16 protein-coding genes and 1 pseudogene are annotated in these 21397 nt (G+C 66.7%); 9 read left to right on the top strand and 8 right to left on the bottom strand.

Annotation, left to right across the window (positions count from 1 at the left end; genetic code table 11):
• The first annotated feature begins 2 nt into the window (after positions 1–2).
• From MKK62_RS26425 to MKK62_RS03695, 5 genes and pseudogenes are all read left to right on the top strand, one after another.
• Positions 3–4565: a hypothetical protein gene (locus MKK62_RS26425; RefSeq protein ID WP_286670888.1), complete on the top strand. Its 4563-nt coding sequence runs from the start codon at positions 3–5 to the stop codon at positions 4563–4565.
• A gap of 35 nt (positions 4566–4600) precedes the next feature.
• The gene (locus MKK62_RS03710) at positions 4601–4990 is read left to right on the top strand and encodes a phage holin family protein (protein WP_240262358.1); all 390 of its coding nucleotides are present in this window, start codon (positions 4601–4603) and stop codon (positions 4988–4990) included.
• Between the two features lie 16 nt (positions 4991–5006).
• Positions 5007–5201, top strand: a pseudogene (locus tag MKK62_RS03705) (DNA-formamidopyrimidine glycosylase family protein); the annotation flags it as partial.
• A 195-nt stretch (positions 5202–5396) separates the two neighbouring features.
• Positions 5397–5870: a zinc finger domain-containing protein gene (locus MKK62_RS03700; protein WP_240263837.1), complete on the top strand. Its 474-nt coding sequence runs from the start codon at positions 5397–5399 to the stop codon at positions 5868–5870.
• Between the two features lie 4 nt (positions 5871–5874).
• Positions 5875–6624, top strand: a complete 750-nt coding sequence (locus MKK62_RS03695) for an SDR family oxidoreductase (RefSeq protein WP_240262359.1) — start codon at positions 5875–5877, stop codon at positions 6622–6624.
• Here the strand turns inward: MKK62_RS03695 and pgi are convergent.
• Both pgi and MKK62_RS03685 read right to left on the bottom strand, forming a co-directional pair.
• Complete coding sequence (pgi, locus tag MKK62_RS03690; protein ID WP_240262360.1) at positions 6621–8285, bottom strand: glucose-6-phosphate isomerase; 1665 nt, start codon at positions 8283–8285, stop codon at positions 6621–6623. The two genes, MKK62_RS03695 and pgi, sit on opposite strands and share 4 nt — an antisense overlap.
• A gap of 67 nt (positions 8286–8352) precedes the next feature.
• Positions 8353–8661 (bottom strand): chorismate mutase, encoded by a 309-nt coding sequence (locus MKK62_RS03685; RefSeq protein ID WP_240262361.1) that lies wholly within the window; start codon positions 8659–8661, stop codon positions 8353–8355.
• 199 nt (positions 8662–8860) lie between these two features.
• Between MKK62_RS03685 and pcrA the strand changes: the two genes are divergently transcribed.
• Positions 8861–11185, top strand: coding sequence for a DNA helicase PcrA (gene pcrA, locus MKK62_RS03680; protein ID WP_240262362.1), 2325 nt, complete (start codon positions 8861–8863; stop codon positions 11183–11185).
• Here pcrA and MKK62_RS03675 read toward each other — a convergent pair.
• The gene (locus MKK62_RS03675) at positions 11182–11727 is read right to left on the bottom strand and encodes a hypothetical protein (RefSeq protein WP_240262363.1); all 546 of its coding nucleotides are present in this window, start codon (positions 11725–11727) and stop codon (positions 11182–11184) included. The two genes, pcrA and MKK62_RS03675, sit on opposite strands and share 4 nt — an antisense overlap.
• A gap of 1 nt (position 11728) precedes the next feature.
• Entirely contained in the window at positions 11729–12754 is a 1026-nt protein-coding gene (locus MKK62_RS03670) for a M23 family metallopeptidase (protein ID WP_240262364.1), read from the bottom strand.
• A gap of 254 nt (positions 12755–13008) precedes the next feature.
• On the opposite strand from MKK62_RS03670, the gene sucC reads away from it, so the two are divergent.
• Positions 13009–14172: an ADP-forming succinate--CoA ligase subunit beta gene (gene sucC / locus MKK62_RS03665; protein ID WP_240262365.1), complete on the top strand. Its 1164-nt coding sequence runs from the start codon at positions 13009–13011 to the stop codon at positions 14170–14172.
• A gap of 17 nt (positions 14173–14189) precedes the next feature.
• A complete protein-coding gene (gene sucD, locus MKK62_RS03660) occupies positions 14190–15092 on the top strand; it encodes a succinate--CoA ligase subunit alpha (protein WP_240262366.1) in 903 nt (300 codons plus the stop codon).
• Between the two features lie 7 nt (positions 15093–15099).
• Here sucD and MKK62_RS26500 read toward each other — a convergent pair whose 3' ends face one another.
• Complete coding sequence (locus tag MKK62_RS26500) at positions 15100–17106, bottom strand: hypothetical protein (protein ID WP_350355744.1); 2007 nt, start codon at positions 17104–17106, stop codon at positions 15100–15102.
• 75 nt (positions 17107–17181) lie between these two features.
• Positions 17182–18261 carry an ATP-binding protein gene (locus MKK62_RS03650; RefSeq protein WP_350355743.1) on the bottom strand — a complete coding sequence of 360 codons (1080 nt, stop codon included), beginning with the start codon at positions 18259–18261 and terminating at the stop codon, positions 17182–17184.
• Positions 18262–18463: 202 nt separating this feature from the next.
• Here MKK62_RS03650 and MKK62_RS03645 point away from each other — a divergent pair, with 202 nt between their 5' ends.
• Complete coding sequence (locus MKK62_RS03645; protein ID WP_240262367.1) at positions 18464–19993, top strand: acetyl-CoA acetyltransferase; 1530 nt, start codon at positions 18464–18466, stop codon at positions 19991–19993.
• Here MKK62_RS03645 and MKK62_RS03640 read toward each other — a convergent pair.
• Complete coding sequence (locus MKK62_RS03640) at positions 19990–20322, bottom strand: hypothetical protein (RefSeq protein ID WP_240263839.1); 333 nt, start codon at positions 20320–20322, stop codon at positions 19990–19992. The two genes, MKK62_RS03645 and MKK62_RS03640, sit on opposite strands and share 4 nt — an antisense overlap.
• Before the next feature lie 71 nt (positions 20323–20393).
• Complete coding sequence (locus MKK62_RS03635) at positions 20394–21242, bottom strand: LLM class F420-dependent oxidoreductase (protein WP_240262368.1); 849 nt, start codon at positions 21240–21242, stop codon at positions 20394–20396.
• Positions 21243–21397: the final 155 nt, after the last annotated feature.

The following is a 21397-nucleotide window of genomic DNA, read 5'->3' as shown; positions in this document are numbered from 1 at the left end:
TTATGGCTGGTCGGCGGGGTTGCAAGCGGAATCGGCAGTCGCGAGGGCGTGCACGCGCCATTGGGCTGGGAGCTAGCGCCAGTGCGTTATTCGCTTTCGGGCTGAGTCCCCTGGCCGCGCTGCCCGCCGCGCAGGCCGACGTGCTGACCGACTGGATCGACCTGATCGTCGACCCAGCCGTGACGGCCGCACCGGCCGTCGAGGCCTTCGATGTGTCGGCCTGGCTGGATCCGTCGACGTGGAATCTCGAATTGTTTGGGGCGTCGGCGGTTCCGGCGCCCAGCGATGACTGGTTCGGGCAGTTCGTCTACACGCCGCTGCACGCCAGCATCGAGGACTGGATCAACAGCCCGGCGGGCCTGCAGTTCGGCGAGTTCGTCAACACCTGGTCCGGGCAGTTCCTGATCGGTGACGGCGCCGATGGCACGGCGTTGAATCCCGACGGGGCAGACGGAGGCTTGTGGCTCGGTGACGGTGGCGACGGTTGGTTTGGTGGTGACGGCGGGAGTGCCGGCTGGTTCATCGGCGACGGCGGTGATGCGGGGGGCGTAGCGCCTCAGTCCGAGGTGAGCCTGTTCGCGTTGGATGACCCTGCGCCGATCAACGGAACGCCAGGCGAGGCCGGCAACGCCGCGTTCCTATTCGGCAACGGCGGCAACGGGGCTGACGGCACCGACGGTTTGTATGGCGGTGACGGTGGTGCTGGTGGTGCGGGCGGAGCCGGCGGCTTCTTCTACGGCAATGGCGGTGACGGTGGCAACGGGGGCTTCGGCGGTGACGGCACCGAACTGAACCCAACCGGCGGGAATGGTGGAGCTGGTGGCGCCGGCGGTGTCGGCAGCGTGTTCTTCGGGCACGGCGGCAACGGCGGCGAGGGTGGCGGCGGTGGCGCGGGCTTCACGTCCTTCTCGACGTCACCGGGCGTGAACGGGCTTGATGGTGGCATCGGCGGTAACGGCGGCGCGGGCGGAGCTGGCGGAGATGGCGGCTATCTCTTCGGCGCCGGAGGTAACGGCGGCAACGCCGGCGCAGGCGGAGATGGCGGCGACGGCGCCCGTGGTGGCGACGGGTACGGCGGTTACTTCACCGAGAGCGGAAATGGGGAGGACGGCGGGAACGGCGGTACGGGCGGTGCCGGCGGGATGGGAGGCATCGGTGGCAACGCCGGACACGGGTACCTGGCCAGCGACGGCGCTACCGGAAATGGCGGCGCCGGCGGGGCTGGTGGCGACGCTGGCGCTGGAGGGGCAGGAGGTCTTGGCCTTGACGGTGATTCGGCCCACATCGATGGCGGTGACGGCGGCGACGGAGGCGACCCGGGCTCGATAGGTCTCGGTGGTGGCGGCGGTGCGGCAGGGGCCGGCGGTACCGGCGGGGGTGTGGCCGGCGGGTCTGGTGTAGACGGAAACGCGGTCACGTCCGGTGGCGACGGCGGCAAAGGCGGCGACGGCTACTTCAATTTCACGACCGGCTCGACGAGCGGTTCCGGCGGTGACGGCGGCGACGGCGGAGCCGTCGGTAACGGTGGTGACGGTGGCAGTGGCGCGAATGGCGTCTACTCCACAGCCGCCGGGAGCAACGGTGGCAATGGCGGTAACGGTGGCAACGGTGGCAATGGCGGCTCCGTGTCGGGCAATGGTGGTGCCGGCGGCGCAGCGGGTAACGGAGCCAGTGGCGCTGGAGGATCCGCCGGCCACATCGACGGCGGTGGGGGTGGGCATGGCGGCAACGTCGGTATCGGCGGCAGTGCCAGCAACGGGATCGCGGGGTCGACGCCGACGACCGGTGGTAATGGCGGCAACGGCGGCGGGGGGTTTAGCGCGACGACTGCAGGCGCTTCGGGCGGTAACGGCGGCGCAGGCGGTGCCGGCGGATCGGTAGGAAACGGCGGAGCCGGTGGCAGCGGCGGAAACGGATACGCCGGAACAGCCGGTCCAAACGGCCAGGCCGCCACCACCGCAGGCTCGAACGGTGGCAGCGGCACGGTGGGCCAGGCCGGTGGTTCCGGCGGTAACGGAGGTGCCGGCGGTCTGGGCGGATCGACCGCGGGCAACGGAGGCAACGGTGGCGCCGGTGGTTCCGGTGCCAACGGAGGTGCCGGCGGTTCCGGCGTCAACGGTGCAGCGGGCGCGGCGGGTCAAAACGGTGGCGCCGGCGGCAGCGGGGCCGCCGGCGGCGCGGGCGGTAACGGCGGTAACGGCGGGGTTGGTGGTACTGCTGCCCACGGCACGGCGGGCAACGCTGGTGCCGGGGGCAACGCGGGCAATGGCGGAAACGGTGGCGGCGCGGGTAACGGCGCTGCTGGGGGCGCCGGAAACTCCGCCACGCCGAACGGCGGCGCGGGTGGCAACGGCGGCAACGTCGGTGGCGGCGGGTCGGCTGGCACCGGCGGGACAGGATCGACCTCCGGCACGAATGGGTCGGCGGGTTCGACCCCGACCACCGGCGGTAACGGCGGTAACGGTGGGAATGGTTTCAATGCCACAACGGCGGGTGCTTCTGGCGGCACTGGCGGCGCCGGAGGAAACGGCGGCTCCGTCGGTAACGGCGGTTCCGGCGGCAACGGGGGCAATGGGTTCGCCGGGGCGGCCGGACCTAATGGTGCGACCTCGGCTACCGCGGGCGCTGCCGGTGGCAACGGGACGGTCGGGCAGGCCGGTGGATCCGGGGGGGACGGTGGCGCCGGTGGTCTCGGCGGTGCGACCGCGGGCAACGGGGGTAACGGTGGCGCTGGCGGTGCTGGCGCCAATGGTGGAGTCGGTGGCTCGGGAGTCAACGGTACTGCTGGCGCGGCGGGTCAAAACGGTGGTGCGGGCGGCAGCGGCGCCAACGGTGGCGCTGGCGGTAACGGGGGTAACGGCGGCGCCGGCGGTACGGCCGCTCATGGCACCACTGGACAAGCCGGTGTCGGCGGCAATGCGGGTAACGGTGGCAACGGTGGCGGCGCGGGGAATGGGGCCCTTGGTGGCGCCGGCAACGCCGCAACACCGAATGGTGGTGCGGGTGGTAATGGCGGAAACGTCGGCAGCGGCGGGGCGGCGGGCACCGGTGGTACAGGCCTGACGCCCGGCGCGAACGGATCGGTGGGGTCGACTCCTAGCAGCGGCGGCAACGGCGGCAACGGTGGTAACGGATTTAGCCCGACGACTGCCGGCGCTTCTGGCGGTAACGGCGGCGCGGGTGGAAACGGCGGCTCGGTCGGCAACGGTGGCGCCGGCGGCAACGGGGGTAACGGGGCCGCCGGTGGCACTGGAGCCAATGGGACGACGCCGGGTACCGCAGGAGCGGCAGGCGGAAACGGCGTCACAGGTCAGACGGGTGGGTCGGGTGGTAACGGAGGTGCCGGCGGACAGGGTGGGTCGACGTCGGGCAATGGCGGCAACGGCGGCATTGGCGGCAAGGGCGCTACCGGTGGCACTGGCGGCAATGGTGGTACGGGAGCCGCAGGGGCGGCCGGTTCAAACGGTGGCGCCGGCGGTCTTGGCGGCTCGGGCGGCACGGGCGGTAATGGCGGCGCCGGCGGGAGCGGCGGGACCGCTGCCCACGGCAGTGCGGGGAACACAGGCGCCGCGGGTAGCGCGGGCACCGGCGGCACGGGCGGCTGGGGCGGTGACGGCGGCCGAGGGGGCGACGGTTACGCCGGCCACCCCGACGGCGGCAACGGCGGGAACGGCGCCAACGTTGGCGCAGGCGGCATGGGCGGTCACAGCGGCACAGGCAGCGCCGGGGATGCCGGGCGGAGCGGCGCCTACGGCGGTGACGGCGGTAGGGGCGGCGACGGCTACGCCGACCTCAACGGAGACGGCGGCGACGGCGGTTCGGGCGGCTACGGCGCTCTTCATGGCGGTTACGGGGGCAACGGTGGGTTCGGCGGCGCTCCCCCCAGCGCGACCATTGGCTACGCCGGAGGTGATGGCGGCGACGGAGGTGCTGGCGGTTCAAGCGGTGTCACGGGCGGCGACGGCGGTAACGGCGGTTACGGCTCTTTCGGGGCGGGCGGTAACGGAGGCAACGGTGGGAACGGTTTGCAAACCGGCGGCACCGGAGGTACCGGAGCGTCGGGACACCCAAGCGGCGGCCACGGTGGCAACGGCGGCTTTGGTGGCAGCGTTCCAGGAGGTCATGGCGGGGCCGGGGGTAGTCAGGGTGTCAGTGGCGGCAGCGGCGGCGGAGGCGGTGGTGGCGGCGGGGGCAGCTACCTAGGCGGCGTCGGCGGCGACGGCGGTTCCGGCGGGCCCGGCGGCAACTTGTTGGCGGGCGGCAGCGGTGGCCCTGCGTACTTCTATCCAGGAGGCACCGGAGGTGATGGTGGAACAGGCAGCGTTGGCGACGGTGGAGACGGCGGGCCTGGTGGCGCCGGCGGAGACGACATTTTCGGCACCGACACAGTGGCGGGTGGCTTAGGGGGTTACGGCGGTGACGGCGGTGACGGCGGCACGGATCCCGGTCCGGCCGGCGACGGCGGCAATGGAGGGCCGGGAGGTCCGGGCGGCTACGGCGGCCCAGGCGGTACCGGTGCCACGGGCACGCCTGGGACACCCGGCACGCCCGGACACAACGTGTAACTCGTGCGGCGGCCCCGGCCGAGTACCTTCACCCCATGACAGGTTTCGTCATCCGGGCCGGGCTAACCGGGTTGGCGCTGTGGGTGGTCACCAAGCTCGTCCACGGGCTGTACTTCGTCGGCGGTGACACCCGCCTACAGCGCATCGGCATCATCTTCGTCGTCGCGGTGATCTTCGGGCTGGTCAACGCCTTCATCAAACCTGTCGTGCAGATCTTGTCGATCCCGCTCTACATCCTGACGCTGGGACTGTTCCACGTCGTCGTCAACGCGTTGATGCTCTGGGTCACCGCGCGAATCACCGCCAATACGACCCACTGGGGTCTGGCCATCGACAACTTCTGGTGGACCGCGATCAAAGCGGCGATCGTCTTGTCGATCGTCAGCTGGGTGTTGTCGCTGGTCACCCGCAGCGCCCGCCGCTAACCGGCACACTGGACTCATGCCTGAACTGCCCGAAGTCGAGGCGCTGGCCGACTACCTCCGCCAGCACGCCGTCGGCAAGACCGTCGGCCGCGTCGACGTCGCCGCCCTCTCGGTGCTCAAGACGTTCGACCCACCGATCAACGCGCTGAACGGCCTCACCGTCACCGGCGCCGACCGCTGGGGCAAATACCTCGGCATGCGGGCCGGCGAGCTCATCTTGATCACCCATCTCTCCCGGGCCGGCTGGCTGCGCTGGTCGGAGAAGCTGGCGGCCACCCCGCTCAAACCCGGCAAGAATCCGATCGCGCTCAGAGTCCACCTCGGCCCGCCCGGCGAGGCGCCGGGCTTCGACCTCACCGAAGCCGGCACGCAGAAACGCCTCGCCGTGTGGCTGGTCGACGACCCGCTGAAAGTCCCCGGCATCGCAGCGCTAGGCCCGGACGCCTTATCGCTCAGCCTCGACGACCTCACCAAGCTGCTCGCCGGAAACACCGGTCGGATCAAATCCGTCATCACCGACCAAAAGGTGATCGCCGGCATCGGCAACGCCTACAGCGACGAGATCCTGCACGTCGCGAAGCTGTCGCCGTTCGCGACGGCCGGCAAGCTCAACGAGGCTCAGCTGGCGGCGTTGCACGATTCGATGATCTCCGTTCTCTCCGATGCCGTGTCGAGGTCGGTCGGCCAGCAGGCCGCGACCCTCAAGGGGGAGAAGCGATCCGGCATGCGGGTGCATGCCCGGACCGGCCTGCCGTGCCCGGTGTGCGGCGACACGGTCCGCGAAGTGTCGTTCGCCGACAAGTCTTTTCAGTACTGCCCGACGTGCCAGACCGGCGGCAAGGTGCTGGCCGACCGGCGGATGTCGCGTCTGCTGAAATAGGCAGATGACACGGCAGAAAATCCTGATTACGGGTGCGAGCTCCGGCCTGGGCGCCGGGATGGCCCGCGCGTTCGCCGCCAAGGGCAGGGACCTGGCGCTGTGTGCCCGTCGCACGGACCGCCTGGATGCACTGAAAGATGAACTGGCGCAACAGTATCCAGCGTCAAAGGTCGCGATCGCGGCTTTGGACGTCACCGACCACGACCAGGTGCCCAAGGTATTCGCCGAGCTCTCCGACGCGTTGGGTGGCATCGACCGGGTGATCGTCAATGCCGGTATCGGCAAGGGCGCCCGGCTCGGCTCCGGGAAGGTGTGGGCAAATAAGGCGACCATCGAAACCAACCTGGTCGCCGCGCTGGTGCAGATCGAAGCCGCGTTGGAAATGTTCACAGCGCAGGGGTCGGGGCACTTGGTGCTGATCTCGTCGGTACTCGGATCGAGGGGCGTGCCCGGTGTAAAGGCTGCCTACGCAGCAAGCAAAGCCGGCCTGAGTTCGCTCGGCGAATCGCTGCGCGCCGAATACGCCAAGGGCCCGATCAGGGTGTCAGTGATCGAGCCGGGTTACATCGAGTCGGAGATGACGGCCAAGTCCCAGAGCACAATGCTTATGGTGGACAACGAAACTGGGGTCAGGTCGTTGGTCGCCGCGATCGAGCGTGAACCCGGTCGGGCAGCCGTGCCGTGGTGGCCGTGGGGCCCACTGGTGGCGCTGCTCAGGATGATGCCGCTGTCGTTGGCCAAGCGGTTCGCCTAGTCGGCCCGGCCTCTTTGGGCTCGGTAGCGACGGACCAACGCATCGGTTGAGCTGTCGGATTGCGCTGGGGGAGGGGCATCGTCGGTGATCACCGGCAGCAGGGCCTTCGCTTGCGTCTTGCCCAGCTCGACGCCCCACTGGTCGAACGAGTCGATGCCCCAAATGACACCTTCGGTGAAGACCTGGTGCTCGTAGAGCGCGATCAACTGGCCGACAACCGACGGAGTGAGCCGGGTGGCCAGGATCGAGGTGGTCGGGCGGTTGCCCGGCATTACCTTGTGCGGCACCACATCCGCCGCAGTGCCCTCGGCGGCGATCTCCTCGGCCGTCTTGCCGAACGCCAGCACCTGCGTTTGGGCGAAGAAGTTGCTCATCAGCAGGTCGTGCATGCTGCCGGTGCCGTCCATGGTGGGCAGGTCGTCGGTGGGCTGACTGAAGCCGATGAAGTCGGCCGGTACCAGCCGGGTGCCCTGGTGCAGGAGTTGATAGAACGCGTGTTGCCCGTTGGTTCCCGGTTCGCCCCAGAAGATTTCACCGGTGTCGGTGGTCACCGGGGTGCCGTCGGCGCGGACCGATTTGCCGTTGGACTCCATCGTCAACTGTTGCAGATAGGCGGCGAAGCGGGCCAGGTCGTTGGAGTAGGGCAGCACCGCGCGGGACTGGGCGTCGAAGAAGTCGGAGTACCACAATCCGATCAGCCCGAGCAGTGCGGGTGCGTTGGACTCCAGCGGCGCGGTCCGGAAGTGCTCGTCGACGATGTGAAACCCAGACAGGAAGTCCGCGAACGCTTCTCGGCCGATGGCCGCCATCACCGAAAGTCCGATGGCCGAGTCGACAGAGTAGCGGCCGCCAACCCAGTCCCAGAAGCCGAACATGTTGTCGGTGTCGATGCCGAACTCGGCGACCAGCTTCTCGTTGGTCGAGACCGCGACGAAGTGTTTGGCCACCGCGTCGTCGCCGAGCGCATCGGTCAACCACCGCCGGGCCGCGGTGGCGTTGGTCAACGTCTCCAGCGTAGAGAAGGTCTTCGAGGCGACGATGAAAAGCGTTGTGGCCGGGTCCAAATCGGCCAGCTTGGCAATCAGGTCGGCGGGGTCGACGTTGGAGACGAACCGCGCGGTGATGCCGGCGTCGACGTAATGCCGCAGCGCCTGGTACACCATCACGGGGCCGAGGTCCGAGCCGCCGATGCCGATGTTGACCACGGTGCTGATCCGCTTGCCGGTGGCGCCGGTCCACTCGCCGCTGCGCAGCCGGTCGGTGAAATCGCCCATCCGGTCCAGCACTTCGTGCACGTCGGCGACCACGTCCTGTCCGTCGACCGTCAGCGAAGCGTCCCGCGGCAGGCGCAGCGCAGTGTGCAGCACCGCACGGTCTTCCGAGACGTTGATGTGCTTTCCCTCGAACATGGCGGCGCGGTGCTGCTCGAGGTTGGCGGCGTGGGCCAGCTCGACCAGTAACTTCAGCGTCTCGCGGTTGATGCGGTGTTTGCTGTAGTCGATATAGAGGTCGCCGACAGTCAGGTTGAACTCGCGGCCGCGATCGGGGTCCTCGTCGAAAAGCTGACGAAGGTGCGTCTCGCCGATCTGTCGATGGTGCTGCTCCAGCGCCTTCCATGCCGGGGTCGCTGAGATGTCGGGAATCTGGTCAACCGCAGTCATCCCTCGACAGTAGTCAGGTCGGTGAGGTGCCGCCGGTGTCGCCGCTGAAAGCCTGGTGAACAGCTGGCTAGTGGCCTAGTCGACCGCGGCCCAACCGAAGCAGCAGCATCGCCAAGTCCTTGCCCTCGGGGCCGAGCTCGCTGTACCGCTCGATGACCTTCATCTCGCGGCTGTGCACCAGGCGGGTGCCACCGGAAGCCATCCGGGCCTTGCCGATCGCCCGGGATACCTCGGCGCGGCGCTTGACCGCAGCCAGGATCTCGGCGTCGAGCCGATCGATCTCGAGCCGCAGCTCGTCGATGTCGATGTGGTCTTCTGTTTCGATGGTCATTTCCGACTCCGAATTCTCGTTGTGTGGAGGTGGTTGCGGTGTCATCCGTTTTCGGGCCTCACACAAGAGACGAGCCCCGGATCCGGAAGCGGACCGCGGGGCTCTGGGAAGCAGCTACACCACGGGCACCGCAGGCCGGTACCCGTAGAAAAATCGCCACTGCGCGTTGAGCACGAACTGAGTGTGCCACTCGCAGGCGTTCCGGCGCAAAGGTGTCGGCGAACGGCGGTAAATTGGGTCCGTCATGACGAGTGCGCGCGTAACCGAATCCGAGACTGATCACCTTCTCGACGGACTCAACCCCCAGCAGCGTCAAGCGGTGCTGCACGAGGGTTCTCCGTTGCTGATCGTGGCCGGTGCCGGCTCGGGCAAGACGGCCGTGCTGACCCGTCGCATCGCCTACCTACTGGCCGCGCGCGACGTCGGCCCGGGCCAGGTGCTGGCCATCACGTTCACCAATAAGGCCGCGGCGGAGATGCGTGAGCGGGTCGCCGCGCTGGTCGGCCCGCGGGCGCGGTCGATGTGGGTGTCGACCTTCCACTCGACCTGCGTGCGGATTCTGCGCAACCAGGCGTCGCTGATCCCGGGCCTCAACTCCAACTTCTCGATCTACGACGCCGACGATTCGCGCCGTCTGCTGCAGATGATCGGCAAGGACATGGGCCTCGACATCAAGCGGTATTCGCCGCGACTGCTGGCCAATGCGATTTCCAACCTGAAGAACGAGTTGATCGACCCGCAGCAGGCGCTGGCTGACCTCTCCGACGAGTCCGACGACTTGTCACGCACGGTCGCGGCGGTCTACGCCGAATACCAACAGCGTCTGCGGGTGGCCAACGCGCTCGACTTCGATGACCTGATCGGCGAGACGGTCTCGGTTTTGCAGGCCTTTCCGCAGATCGCCGACCACTACCGGAGGCGTTTCCGGCACATCCTGGTCGACGAATACCAGGACACCAACCACGCGCAGTACGTGCTCGTGCGCGAGCTGGTCGGCCGCGATCTTGAACCCGGCGAAGACGGGGTACCGCCGGGCGAGCTGTGCGTGGTCGGTGACGCCGACCAGTCGATCTACGCGTTCCGCGGAGCGACCATCCGCAACATCGAGGACTTCGAGCGCGACTATCCGAACGCCACGACGATCCTGCTCGAGCAGAACTACCGCTCCACGCAGAACATCCTGTCGGCGGCCAACTCCGTCATCTCGCGCAACCCCTCCCGGCGGGACAAGCGGTTATGGACTGACGAGGGCGCCGGCGAGCTGATCGTCGGCTACGTCGCCGACAACGAGCACGACGAGGCGCGGTTCATCGCCGAGGAGATCGATGCGCTGGCCGCCAACGGGGAGATCACCTACAACGACGTGGCGGTCTTTTATCGCACCAACAACTCGTCGCGGTCGCTGGAAGAGGTGTTCATCCGCGCCGGTATCCCTTACAAAGTCGTTGGGGGAGTGCGCTTTTACGAGCGCAGGGAGATCCGCGACATCGTCGCCTACCTGCGGGTGCTGGACAATCCAGGCGATGCGGTGAGCCTGCGCCGCATCCTCAACACGCCCCGCCGGGGCATCGGTGACCGGGCCGAAGCGTGCGTGGCGGTGTACGCCGAAAACACCGGGTCAAGCTTCGCCGACGCGCTGGAAGCCGCGGCAGAGGGCAAGGTCCCGTTGCTGAACACGCGGTCCGCCAAGGCAATTGCGGGTTTCGTCGAGATGATGGACGAACTGCGTACCAAGCTCGCCTCGTCCGAAGGCGATCTCGGCGAGATGGTCGAGGCGGTGCTGGAACGCACCGGATATCGCGCGGAGCTGGAGTCGTCATCCGATCCGCAGGACCTGGCCCGGCTTGACAACCTCAACGAACTCGTCAGCGTCGCACACGAGTTCGCGACCGACTTGGCCAACGCGCAGGCGCTGGGGGCCGACCTCGACGACGAGGACGTGCCGGACACGGGGGTGCTCGCGCAATTTTTGGAGCGCGTGTCGCTGGTCGCCGACACCGACGAAATCCCCGAGCACACAGCCGGTGTGGTGACGCTGATGACGTTGCACACCGCCAAGGGGCTCGAGTTCCCGGTCGTGTTCGTCACCGGCTGGGAAGACGGCATGTTCCCGCACATGCGGGCGCTGGGCGATCCGGCCGAACTCTCCGAGGAGCGTCGGCTGGCCTACGTCGGAATCACCCGGGCGCGGCAGCGGCTGTTCCTCAGCCGGGCGAAGGTTCGGTCGTCGTGGGGGCAGCCGATGCTCAACCCGGAATCGCGCTTCCTGCGCGAGATTCCGCAGGAGCTGATCGACTGGCGGCGCACCGACCCGACCCCGTCGTACAGTGCGCCGGTGAGCGGTGCCGGCCGGTTCGGCGCCCCGCGTCCGTCGCCCACCCGCAGCGGCGCGAGCAAGCGACCGCTGCTGGTGCTCGAACCAGGCGACCGGGTCACCCACGACAAGTACGGTCTCGGCCGCGTCGAAGAAGTGTCAGGTATCGGGGAATCGGCCATGTCGTTGATCGATTTCGGCAGTTCGGGCCGGGTCAAACTGATGCACAACCACGCGCCGGTGGCCAAGCTCTAATCTTCGAGCAGCCAGTCCCGGGTGCGCGGCAGCATTGTCAGCACGGCGCTGATGATCGGCAGCAGCGGCAGCGTATGCACCACCCAGGCCACCCGCGCCCCGGCGATGAACACCCCGAGGTAGGTCAGGATCGCGACCACGGCGCCGGCCACGATCAGGTAGCGGCTCAGCGGCTGACGCAGCAACAGCAGAATCACTCCGGAAATGGTGGACAAAGCAAACACCAGCGCCAGGAATGCCACCGCAACGCAAAACAGACGATCCGAGTGCCACCAACCGGCGATCAGGTCGGTCGCCACCACCGAGGTGGCCCAGCCGCTGACGATGCTGACGGCAGCGGCGGCCACGGCCGTCGTGCGGCTTGGCTCGCCGAACGGCGCCGGCGGCGGGGCCGGTGCGAACTGCGGCTGCGGCGGCGCCGGCGGGCGGGAGATGAAGGTCGTGCGCGCGTCATCGACGGCCTGTGGCATCGGGCCGGTGGGTGCGCGCCGAATGATGCGCGTTTCGGGATTGGCGGAGCTGGGGTTACTCGGGTTCGTCACATCAACCGGCGAAGGTACCGACGGACAAGCCGCGCTTCGCGAGCCACGGCACCGGGTCGACCCGCTGAGTGCCGCCCAGCAGCACCTCGAAGTGGCAGTGCGGCCCCGTGGAATTGCCGCGGTTGCCCAAGGTGGCGATCTGGTCGCCGGCCATCACGCGTTGGCCCACGCTGACCAGCGTGGTGTTGACGTGGCCGTATAGCGTGACCGTTCCGTCGGCGTGGCGCAGCTTGACCCACATGCCGTAGCCGGCGGTCGGGCCCGCGGCGATCACCACGCCGTCGGAGACCGCGTGGATGGGGGTGCCGATCGAGTTCGCGATGTCGATCCCGGCGTGCAGCACACCCCAGCGGTAGCCGAAGCCCGAGGTGAAGACGCCTTTGACCGGCATCACGAAGAGCGGCTGCTGTAGGCGTGCCTCACGCTGGGCACGTTCTTGGGCGAACGCGACGCCGTGGGCCAGTTCGGCGTTGTGCACGGCGACGTTGGCGGCCGGTTGGACGGTGACCATCTGCATGCCACCGTCGGATGTGCTGATCGGACCGGTTCCCGCCGACTGAGCGGCAAGCACGGTCTCGGTCTTCGAATGCCGCGGAGCCTCGGTGGCCGAGTGCGCGGCGGCTGCGGCGGCGCCGGCGGCCAGCGAACTGATCAAAACTCGACCCCGGGTGGCACCGGTCAACTGTTTGCGGTGCAGTGCGCGACCCGGCCGGGATCCGGCTTCGCTGCGGGCCCGGCTCGTGCCACGCTCGAGTGGGGTCAGGCGCCGCTCGGAAACGCTGGGCCCGATGAGATCGCGGACGACGAGGTTGTCCGTCTCGTCCAAGTCGTCGAGCTCAGGAGCGCTGAGGACCTGCGCTTCTTTGTCGAAGACCGAGTTCTCGCTGAAGGTCGAATCGGCGAGCCGTCCGAACTCGTTGAAGGGGATGATGTCGGTGACTTCGTTGCGGTGGACGGCTGGCCGGCGGTCGCTCGACGCCGAGAGCTCTCCTCGAACAGGAGACGACGCCGGGATTTGCTGGGTCAACCTGATTGTCCTTCGAGCCGTAACCATAACGTTATCTGGACTCTGAGACGTTAACCGTCAGGCGCGAGGCGTCGCAAGTTAAGCCAGAAATCCCGTCGCGTTTGTGACTCGGATCACTCGCCGCGCTCCGGTGAGATCTGCCACATCCGTCGGTGCCCATGGCGGGACACTCTGACCGTCTCGATACAGTTCCCGCAAGCGGACAACCGAAAACTTAGTCCGCTCATAAAAGGCCGACACACAGAAGTGAGCCCATGGATCTTTTCGAGTACCAGGCAAAAGAACTGTTCGCCAAGCACAACGTCCCCACGACTCCCGGCCGGGTGACTGACACCCCCGAAGGGGCCAAGGCCATCGCCGAAGAGATCGGGCGCCCCGTCATGGTCAAGGCGCAGGTCAAGGTTGGCGGACGAGGTAAAGCCGGTGGCGTGAAATACGCCGCCACCCCGGACGACGCTTTCAATCACGCGAAAAACATTCTCGGGCTGGACATCAAGGGCCACGTCGTGAAAAAGCTGCTGGTCGCCGAGGCCAGCGATATCGCCGAGGAGTACTACATCTCCTTCCTGCTCGACCGGGCCAACCGGACGTACCTGGCGATGTGCTCGGTCGAGGGCGGCATGGAGATCGAAGAAGTGGCGGCCACCAAGCCCGAACGGCTCGCCAAGGTCCCGGTTGACGCTGTGAAGGGTGTCGACGAGTCGTTCGCCCGCTCGATCGCCGAGCAGGGCCACTTGCCGGCCGAGGTCCTCGATGCCGCCGCAGTGACCATCGCCAAGCTGTGGGAGGTCTTCGTCGGCGAGGACGCCACCCTGGTCGAGGTCAACCCGTTGGTGCGCACGCCTGACGACCAGATCCTGGCGCTCGACGGCAAGGTCACGCTCGACGGCAACGCCGATTTCCGCCAGCCCGCCCACGTCGAATTCGAGGACCGCGACGCCACCGACCCGCTGGAGCTCAAGGCCAAGGAGCACGACCTCAACTACGTGAAGCTCGACGGCCAGGTCGGCATCATCGGCAACGGCGCGGGACTGGTCATGTCGACCCTCGACGTCGTCGCCTATGCCGGTGAGAAGCACGGCGGCGTCAAGCCGGCCAACTTCCTCGACATCGGCGGCGGCGCCTCGGCCGAGGTGATGGCCGCGGGCTTGGACGTCATTTTGGGTGACTCGCAGGTCAAGAGCGTGTTCGTCAATGTCTTCGGCGGCATCACATCGTGTGACGCGGTCGCCAACGGCATCGTCAAGGCGCTGGAGATTCTGGGCGACGACGCCAACAAGCCGCTCGTCGTGCGACTCGACGGCAACAACGTCGACGAAGGCCGACGGATCCTCACCGAAGCCAACCACCCGCTGGTGACGCTCGTGCCCACGATGGACGAGGCCGCCGACAAGGCCGCCGAACTGGCGAGCGCCTGAAAAGGAGACATGACCTCATGGCAATCTTTCTGACTAAAGACAACAAGGTCGTCGTCCAGGGCATCACCGGATCGGAGGCCACCAAGCACACTGCCCGGATGCTCAAGGCCGGTACGCACATCGTCGGCGGCGTCAACGCCCGCAAGGCCGGAACCACTGTGGCGCACAAAAACGTCGACGACGAGCCCGTGGAACTGCCGGTGTTCGGCAGCGTCAAGGAGGCTATCGACAAGACCGGCGCCGACGTGTCGATCATCTTCGTTCCGCCGGTGTACGCCAAGGACGCGATCATCGAGGCCATCGATGCCGAGATTCCGTTGCTGGTCGTCATCACCGAGGGAATCCCGGTGCAGGACAGCGCCTATGCGTGGGCCTATAACGAGTCCAAGGGCAACAAGACCCGGATCATCGGGCCCAACTGCCCAGGCATCATCACCCCGGGGCAGGCCCTGGTTGGCATCACCCCGGCCAACATCTCCGGTCCCGGCCCGGTGGGCTTGGTGTCCAAGTCCGGCACGCTGACCTACCAAATGATGTACGAGCTGCGCGATTTCGGTTTCTCCACCTCGATCGGCATCGGCGGTGACCCGGTCATCGGCACCACCCACATCGACGCGATCGAGGCGTTCGAGAAGGACCCCGAGACCAAGGTCATCGTGATGATCGGTGAGATCGGTGGCGACGCCGAGGAGCGGGCGGCCGACTACATCAAGGCGAACGTCTCCAAGCCGGTCGTCGGCTACGTCGCGGGTTTCACCGCGCCGGAGGGCAAGACGATGGGCCACGCCGGTGCCATCGTGTCCGGGTCGTCGGGCACCGCGCAGGCCAAGAAGGAAGCCCTCGAGGCCGCCGGGGTGAAGGTCGGCAAGACGCCGTCCGAGACCGCCGCGCTGGCACGCGAGATCCTGGAGAGCCTGTAGGCGTTAGTCACGAGTCCGATTCTGCTGCCGACTCTTTCGCTAGATCGGCGACGAATCGGTCGATCGGCGCGAGTAATTCTTCGTCCACGTATCGACGTGGATCACGCTCGGTCGGCATCTCGACACCCAACACGGGGGCGGCCATCGCCACCGTTGCAGCTACTGTTTCCTGGGTGTCTTTGGTAAAGGCGGCGATGACGGTGTCGAATTGCTCGGGATGAACGTCATTTCTATGCAGGGTCATTGCCAGCGTCCAGCCGACAGCAACGCTGCCCGCACGTTCCCGTGGCAGTCTCTTCGCGAACGGGATCGTAGTTAGCCATAAGGCCCAAGCGACGTTTCGATCGGGTTCGGCCACCCCGTCTACCCCGTCGATGTCGTCCAGGATGTCGTCCACAGCGGACAGAGCATCGTCGGCTTGACCTTCGTGCCTCAGCGCCCACGCCATCAGCATTCGGAGCATCAGCGCGGGCTTTGAGATATGCCGCTCACGTAGAGCTGCGAATTGCTGGTCATCAAGGGCGCGTACGCCACCTCTTTGTGCGCTGCAGAGGAATTCGAACACCGACAGAGCGTCGCCTGCATCGTCATCCCATTCTCGGAGACGCAGACGCAGGAGGGAAGCGCGGACCTTGTCTTCAATCGTGGCGGCGTTTGTTTGAGCAGCGATCGCATCTGCCACGATGTGCTTGAGGTGCTTGGCAACCGGCCGTGTGTACGAAATCTCAAGCGCCGCTGCGAGTATTGCGTCGAGGACGACGGCGATGTCGCTCAGCGATTGCTGTTTGTCGATCATCCAGGTGCGGACGGTGGCGACGAGGGATGTCGGATCATCATTCAAGCCGGCCGCCGCAAACCAGTTGTTCCGGTCGTCTAGTGCGTGCTGAAGATGTCGCTCGACGGGCGAATCTGGGACTGCTTCAGCGAGCTCGGCAAGTAACCGCTCCCGAGAGTAGAAGCCGCGCAGGAACTCGACGATGAGCCGCAACGGTTTTCCTCGATCCTCCCGGTACTGCAGGTGATAGCGCAGCAGCGGCTCGGTGAGGTCGTACCACGTCGCTCGGCGGTCGCCGGTTGGCGCCTTGCTGGATGTCACCCACCGAGCGGATGACAACCTTCCCAACGCCGCAGCTGCCGACTGGTTCGAAATGCCAACGGCCGCTGCGAGATCACTCACCGTCTGCGGTTCCCAACCGCGGGCCAGCTCGACTACTAGGCGTTGTTCGCCGCCGGGGAGTTGCCAGAGCTGCTGCTGGTAATAGGGCGCCAGCCGATCTAGCAGTGACTCCACTGCGGGGACAAGGGCATCGAGAGACTCGATGTCGATTCCTTCGGAAAGAAGATGCCACAGCCGTGGTGATCCACCTGCCAGTCGATGAACGACTTGAAGACGCTCGCGTCCTGTCGTGGACTCGATAAAGCGTGCGAGCTCGTGATCGTCATTGCGCCGAGCGGCTTTGCTCAGCATCATGATTGCGTCGTCGACGGTGAGGTCGGGAAGTGGTTCGACGATGAACGAGCCGTACCAGGGATACGAACGAGAAGAAACGCCGGCGAACAGCATAGGGGCCGTCGCGAAAATTGTTATGGCGGTTGATGTCTCCACCCAGGCGCGCAGCGCTCCTTGACCGCCTGAGCCCAGGCCGTCGAAAACCCTGTCGAGGTTTTCGATCATCAGCAGGATCATTCGGCCGCCCGCGGCCGCATTGATCGCTTGTTCGATCCCTACCGTGTCTTTCTGCCTGCGCATCTCCCGGGCACTGGCGGCAAGGTCGTCGTCGATCGACCGCGCTATCTCGACCAGGAGGTCGGTGTATGAGCTGATCGCCAATGAATCTTCCGGAATAAAGACCGGCAAAATGGATTTGGCTGTGTCGGGGTCGGCGAGGCTTCGGTGCACCGCAACATGCACTGTGTGGGTCTTACCACCTCCACGAGGAGCGACAAGCAGCGTGTGCGGTCGCGAGCCGTCGCGAGCCGCGCCTTTGATTCTGCCGACCAAGGTGTCGAACACTGCGGCACGTCCGACTGTGATGGCGTCGAGTTCGTCGGGAGCCAGTGCCGACGGTGTGAATGTCGGGTGCATCCGTCACCGCCTCATCATGCGCCATGCCCGCTGCACCAGCGGTGATGCGAATCGGTCCGCGTCTCCGGTCCGGACCAGATAGTGGTCGAGCTCTAAACGTTCTACGAGCGCTACCAATTCGGTGCGGTCGTTTATCGAGCTGCCTTCGCTTTGCAGCCTCATGAAGGTGTCGTGAATGGTCAGCGGGCGATCGGCGTGCGCGTAGATATCGAGAAGCTTGCCGACGTTGTCGGCGTCGTCGCCGTAGTAGTCGCTGAGCCGATTGCGGTAATGCTTCAAGTCCCATGGGTCTACTGGGTTTTCGAGCGCGTCATCGACCAACTGCGAGATCGCTTCAGGTCGAAGCGGTGTGCGACCGTCGCGCCAGGACCGAAGCGCGGACGCCACCAGATGCTGAATGTAGTAGGGGATGTTTTCGGCTCCGTCGGCGATGGCTTCGGCGACGGCTCTGCGTCCTTCCACAGGTACCCGCTCCCCCAGGAGCAGGCATTCAGCCAAGTACGCGGCATGGTCGGAGCGGATCGGGCCTACCGCGATCTTGCGGATATCGTTCACCGTGCTTGGCGCGTCGGGTGAAACATGGTGGAAGCCAATGGAACCCGACAGCACCGTCGCGACCGCGGTTCCGTGCTTCTGACGGAACCGACGCAACACATGCAAGAAGCTGGCACCCGCGCCGCGATCGTGACGTTCAAGGTTGCGCGCGAGAATGGTCACCTCGTCGACGAACAGGACTACTTGGCGACCATCGGCGCGTGCAACTACCCGGTCGAGCAGCTCATCCAGCGCGCTCGCGGCACGGGCGTCTCGTTCTACTTGGAGCGGGCCCGCCGTCAGCGTAACGCGCAGTTTCGCCATCTCCTGCGCCCAGCGAGGTTCAAGGTGGCCGAGCTCTGTCGCAAGCGCCGCCACAAACTCGCCGTAGGTTTCTCGCTCGGCGCTGGCCGCCACCACCACCGCGCCGGCCAATTTGGCATCGCGTTGCACGACGCGCGACAACGAGGTCTTGCCGTGTCGGCGGTCTCCCACCAGGACCGCTCCGCTGCCATTGAGTGAATCCATGACATCGGCGACGTCGCGCACGCGCCCTACGACGTTTTCCGGTTGCACAATGCCGCCAACGACCAACGACATCGGTTTGAGCTCCCAAGCCACTTCTCAACAATACGCTGGAATTGATGTACGTCAATATTGATGTACACCATTGGCGATGTACGTCGTACCCGAGTCGGAAACAGGAACACGTTCTATTAGCCTGACTGATTAACACTCGTCAGGAGGTCTGATGGATCCCCGCACTCCCGTCGTCGTCGGCGTCGGCCAGTTCACCGAGCGCATCGACGACTCCGGCTATCGCGGGCTGTCCGCGGTAGACCTGGCGACCGAGGCCGTCCGCGCTGCATTGGCTGACACCGGTGTTGACGTGGCCCAAGTGGCGGCGGCCATCGACGTGTTCGCGGGCCTGCGGCAGTTCGAGATCTGCACGCCGTTCAACTCGCCGCCGTTCGGCGCGTCCGACAACTACGTCCGTTCGGTCGCGCAGCGCGTCGGCGCTGACCCGGCACGGGCGGTGCTCGAGCCGATCGGCGGCAACGGCCCGCAGAAGCTGATGACGGAGTTCGCCGGGGCGATCGCCGCCGGTGACGTCGAGGTCGCGTTGATCCTCGGATCTGAGCCGGGGTCGACGGCCAAGTACTTCGCCGGTCGTGACGACAAGCCGGACTTCACCGAACACGTCGGCGGCCAACTCGAAGACCGTGGTTACGGTTTCGAGCAGTACATGAGCGAATACACCGCCAAGCACGGGCTGACCGGAGCGCCCGTGCAGTACGGACTGCTCGACAACGCCCGACGTACCCGGCTCGGACTCAGCGTCGCCGACTACCGTCGCGCGATGGCCGAGCTGTTCGCGCCGTTCTCGAAGGTCGCTGCCAAGAACCCGTTTTCGTCGTCGCCGGTGGAACGCTCGGTGGAAGAGATCGAAACCGTCACCGACGAGAACCGGATGATCTGCGACCCGTATCCGCGATACCTGGTCGCGCGCGACACCGTCAACCAGGGCGCGGCTGCCCTGGTGATGTCGGTGTCGGCCGCCCGCCGACTCGGAGTGGCCGACGACAAGTGGGTGTATCTACGCGGGCACGCCGACCAGACCGAGCAGGACCTGCTGGACCGCGAGGATCTCAGCGTCAGTTACTCCGCCAAACAGGCTGTGGCCGAGGCACTTCGAGGCGCGGGCATCGGCATCGACAACCTGGCGACGTTCGACCTCTACAGCTGCTTCCCGTTCCCGGTGTTCGCGGTGTGCGACGAGTTCGGCCTCGCCGCCGACGATCCCCGCGGTCTGACGCTGACGGGCGGCCTGCCCTATTTCGGCGGTCCGGGCAACAGCTACTCGCTGCACGGCATCGCCGAGACCGTGGCCGCGATGCGCGACAGGCCGGGATCGTACGGCCTGGTCGGGGCGAACGGGGGTGTGATGAGCAAGTATTCGGTGGGCGTCTATTCGACCGAGCCCGGATTGTGGGAGCCCGACCGCAGCAAGGAGCTGCAGCGGGATATCGCGGCGCTGCCGAAGGTCTCCGTCACGCGGAACGCCAACGGCGCGGGGACAATCGAGACCTACTCCGTCCGCTATGACTGGCCGACGACGACGGGCGTGATCATCGGCCGGCTCGACACCGACGGATCGCGGTTCATGGCGCTCACCGAGGACGACGACCTGGTGGCGTTGATGACCGACGGCGACCCCCTGGGCGCTGCGATCACTGTGACGTCGACCGACGAAGGCATCAACCGGGCGGCGGTCGGCTAGTCCTTCAGCGCGGCGACCAACCCTTCGCAGTCCTCGACGGTGACGTTGAGCGCCGAGTGGTCGCGCAGACCGATCACGCGGTGAATCCTGGGCTCGAAGTGGATGCACACGCCCCGGGTCGCGTTGGTGCCGAACGTCAGTCCGTCGTCGGCCAGCGACAGCCGCGCACCCACCGCCGTCCACCACCGGTACGGGCCGGTGATATGCGCATCCTGAATCTGGGACAGCGGCACGTCGACCCGCAACGGTCCGAAGCGCGCGACGAACCGGCCTTCGTCGGTGATCGTGACGCCCTGTGTGCCGGGCCAGGCCCGGAAGGCGAGCCACATCGGCGCCAGGCGCGTGTCGTAGCGATACCGGAAGTGCCGGCCCTGCTCGGTCACGGTGTGCCTCCCGTCAGCTAGACCGCTGCGGCAAGCTTGCCCGCCAATCGTTCGACGTATGCGGCCACCTCATCTTCGGACTTGTCCGGCAGCCCGAACAACACCTCGGTGACGCCGATCTCGGCCCAGTGCGCCAGCTTCTCGGGTACCGGCTTGAAGTCCAGGGCGACGATCTGCGGTGCCCCCTCGCGGCCCGCGGCGGCCCAGGTGTCCTGCAGCAGCTTCACCGGCTCGTCGATGTCGAAGTCGCGGGGCGTGGTGATCCAGCCGTCGGCGCTGCGGGCGATCCACTTGAAGTTCTTCTCGGTGCCGGCCGCCCCGACCAGCACCGGAATGTGCGACTGGACGGGCTTGGGCCACGCCCAGCTGGGCCCGAAGTTGACGAATTCACCGTCGTAGGCGGCCTCTTCCTCGGTCCACAGCGCGCGCATCGCCTCGATGTATTCGCGCAGCATCGTGCGGCGGCGACCGGGCGGCACGCCGTGATCGGACAGTTCGTCGGTGTTCCAGCCGAACCCGACACCCAGGCTGACCCGCCCGCCGGAGAGGTGGTCGAGCGTGGCGATCGATTTCGCCAGCGTGATCGGGTCGTGCTCGACAGGCAGGGCGACCGCGGTCGACAGCCGCACTCGCGACGTCACCGCGCAGGCCGCGCCGAGGCTGACCCACGGGTCGAGGGTGCGCATGTAGCGGTCGTCGGGCAACGACTCGTCACCGGTGGTGGGATGTGCGGCCTGACGCTTGACCGGGATGTGGGTGTGTTCGGGCACATAGAAAGTGGTGAACCCGTGGTTATCGGCAAGAGTGGCAGCCGCCGCCGGGGAGATTCCGCGATCGCTGGTGAACAGCACAAGCCCGTAGTCCATGGATGAATTAGAACGTGTTCCAATCTTGCGGGCAACCACCGGGGTCGGTACTGGCGACCGGCGGCGCGTCGGAGGTGCGCTAGCGTGGTTCATCGGCTCGCGTCGCACATCCCGCGCAGGCCGTCGCCACCGCGTTGACCCAGCGTTTGCAGGTA

The sequence above is a fragment of the Mycobacterium paraterrae genome, from assembly GCF_022430545.2.
Lineage (GTDB): Bacteria > Actinomycetota > Actinomycetes > Mycobacteriales > Mycobacteriaceae > Mycobacterium > Mycobacterium paraterrae.
The sequence above is the reverse complement of the archived record's forward strand: the minus strand, read 5'-3'. Positions and strand labels throughout refer to the sequence as shown.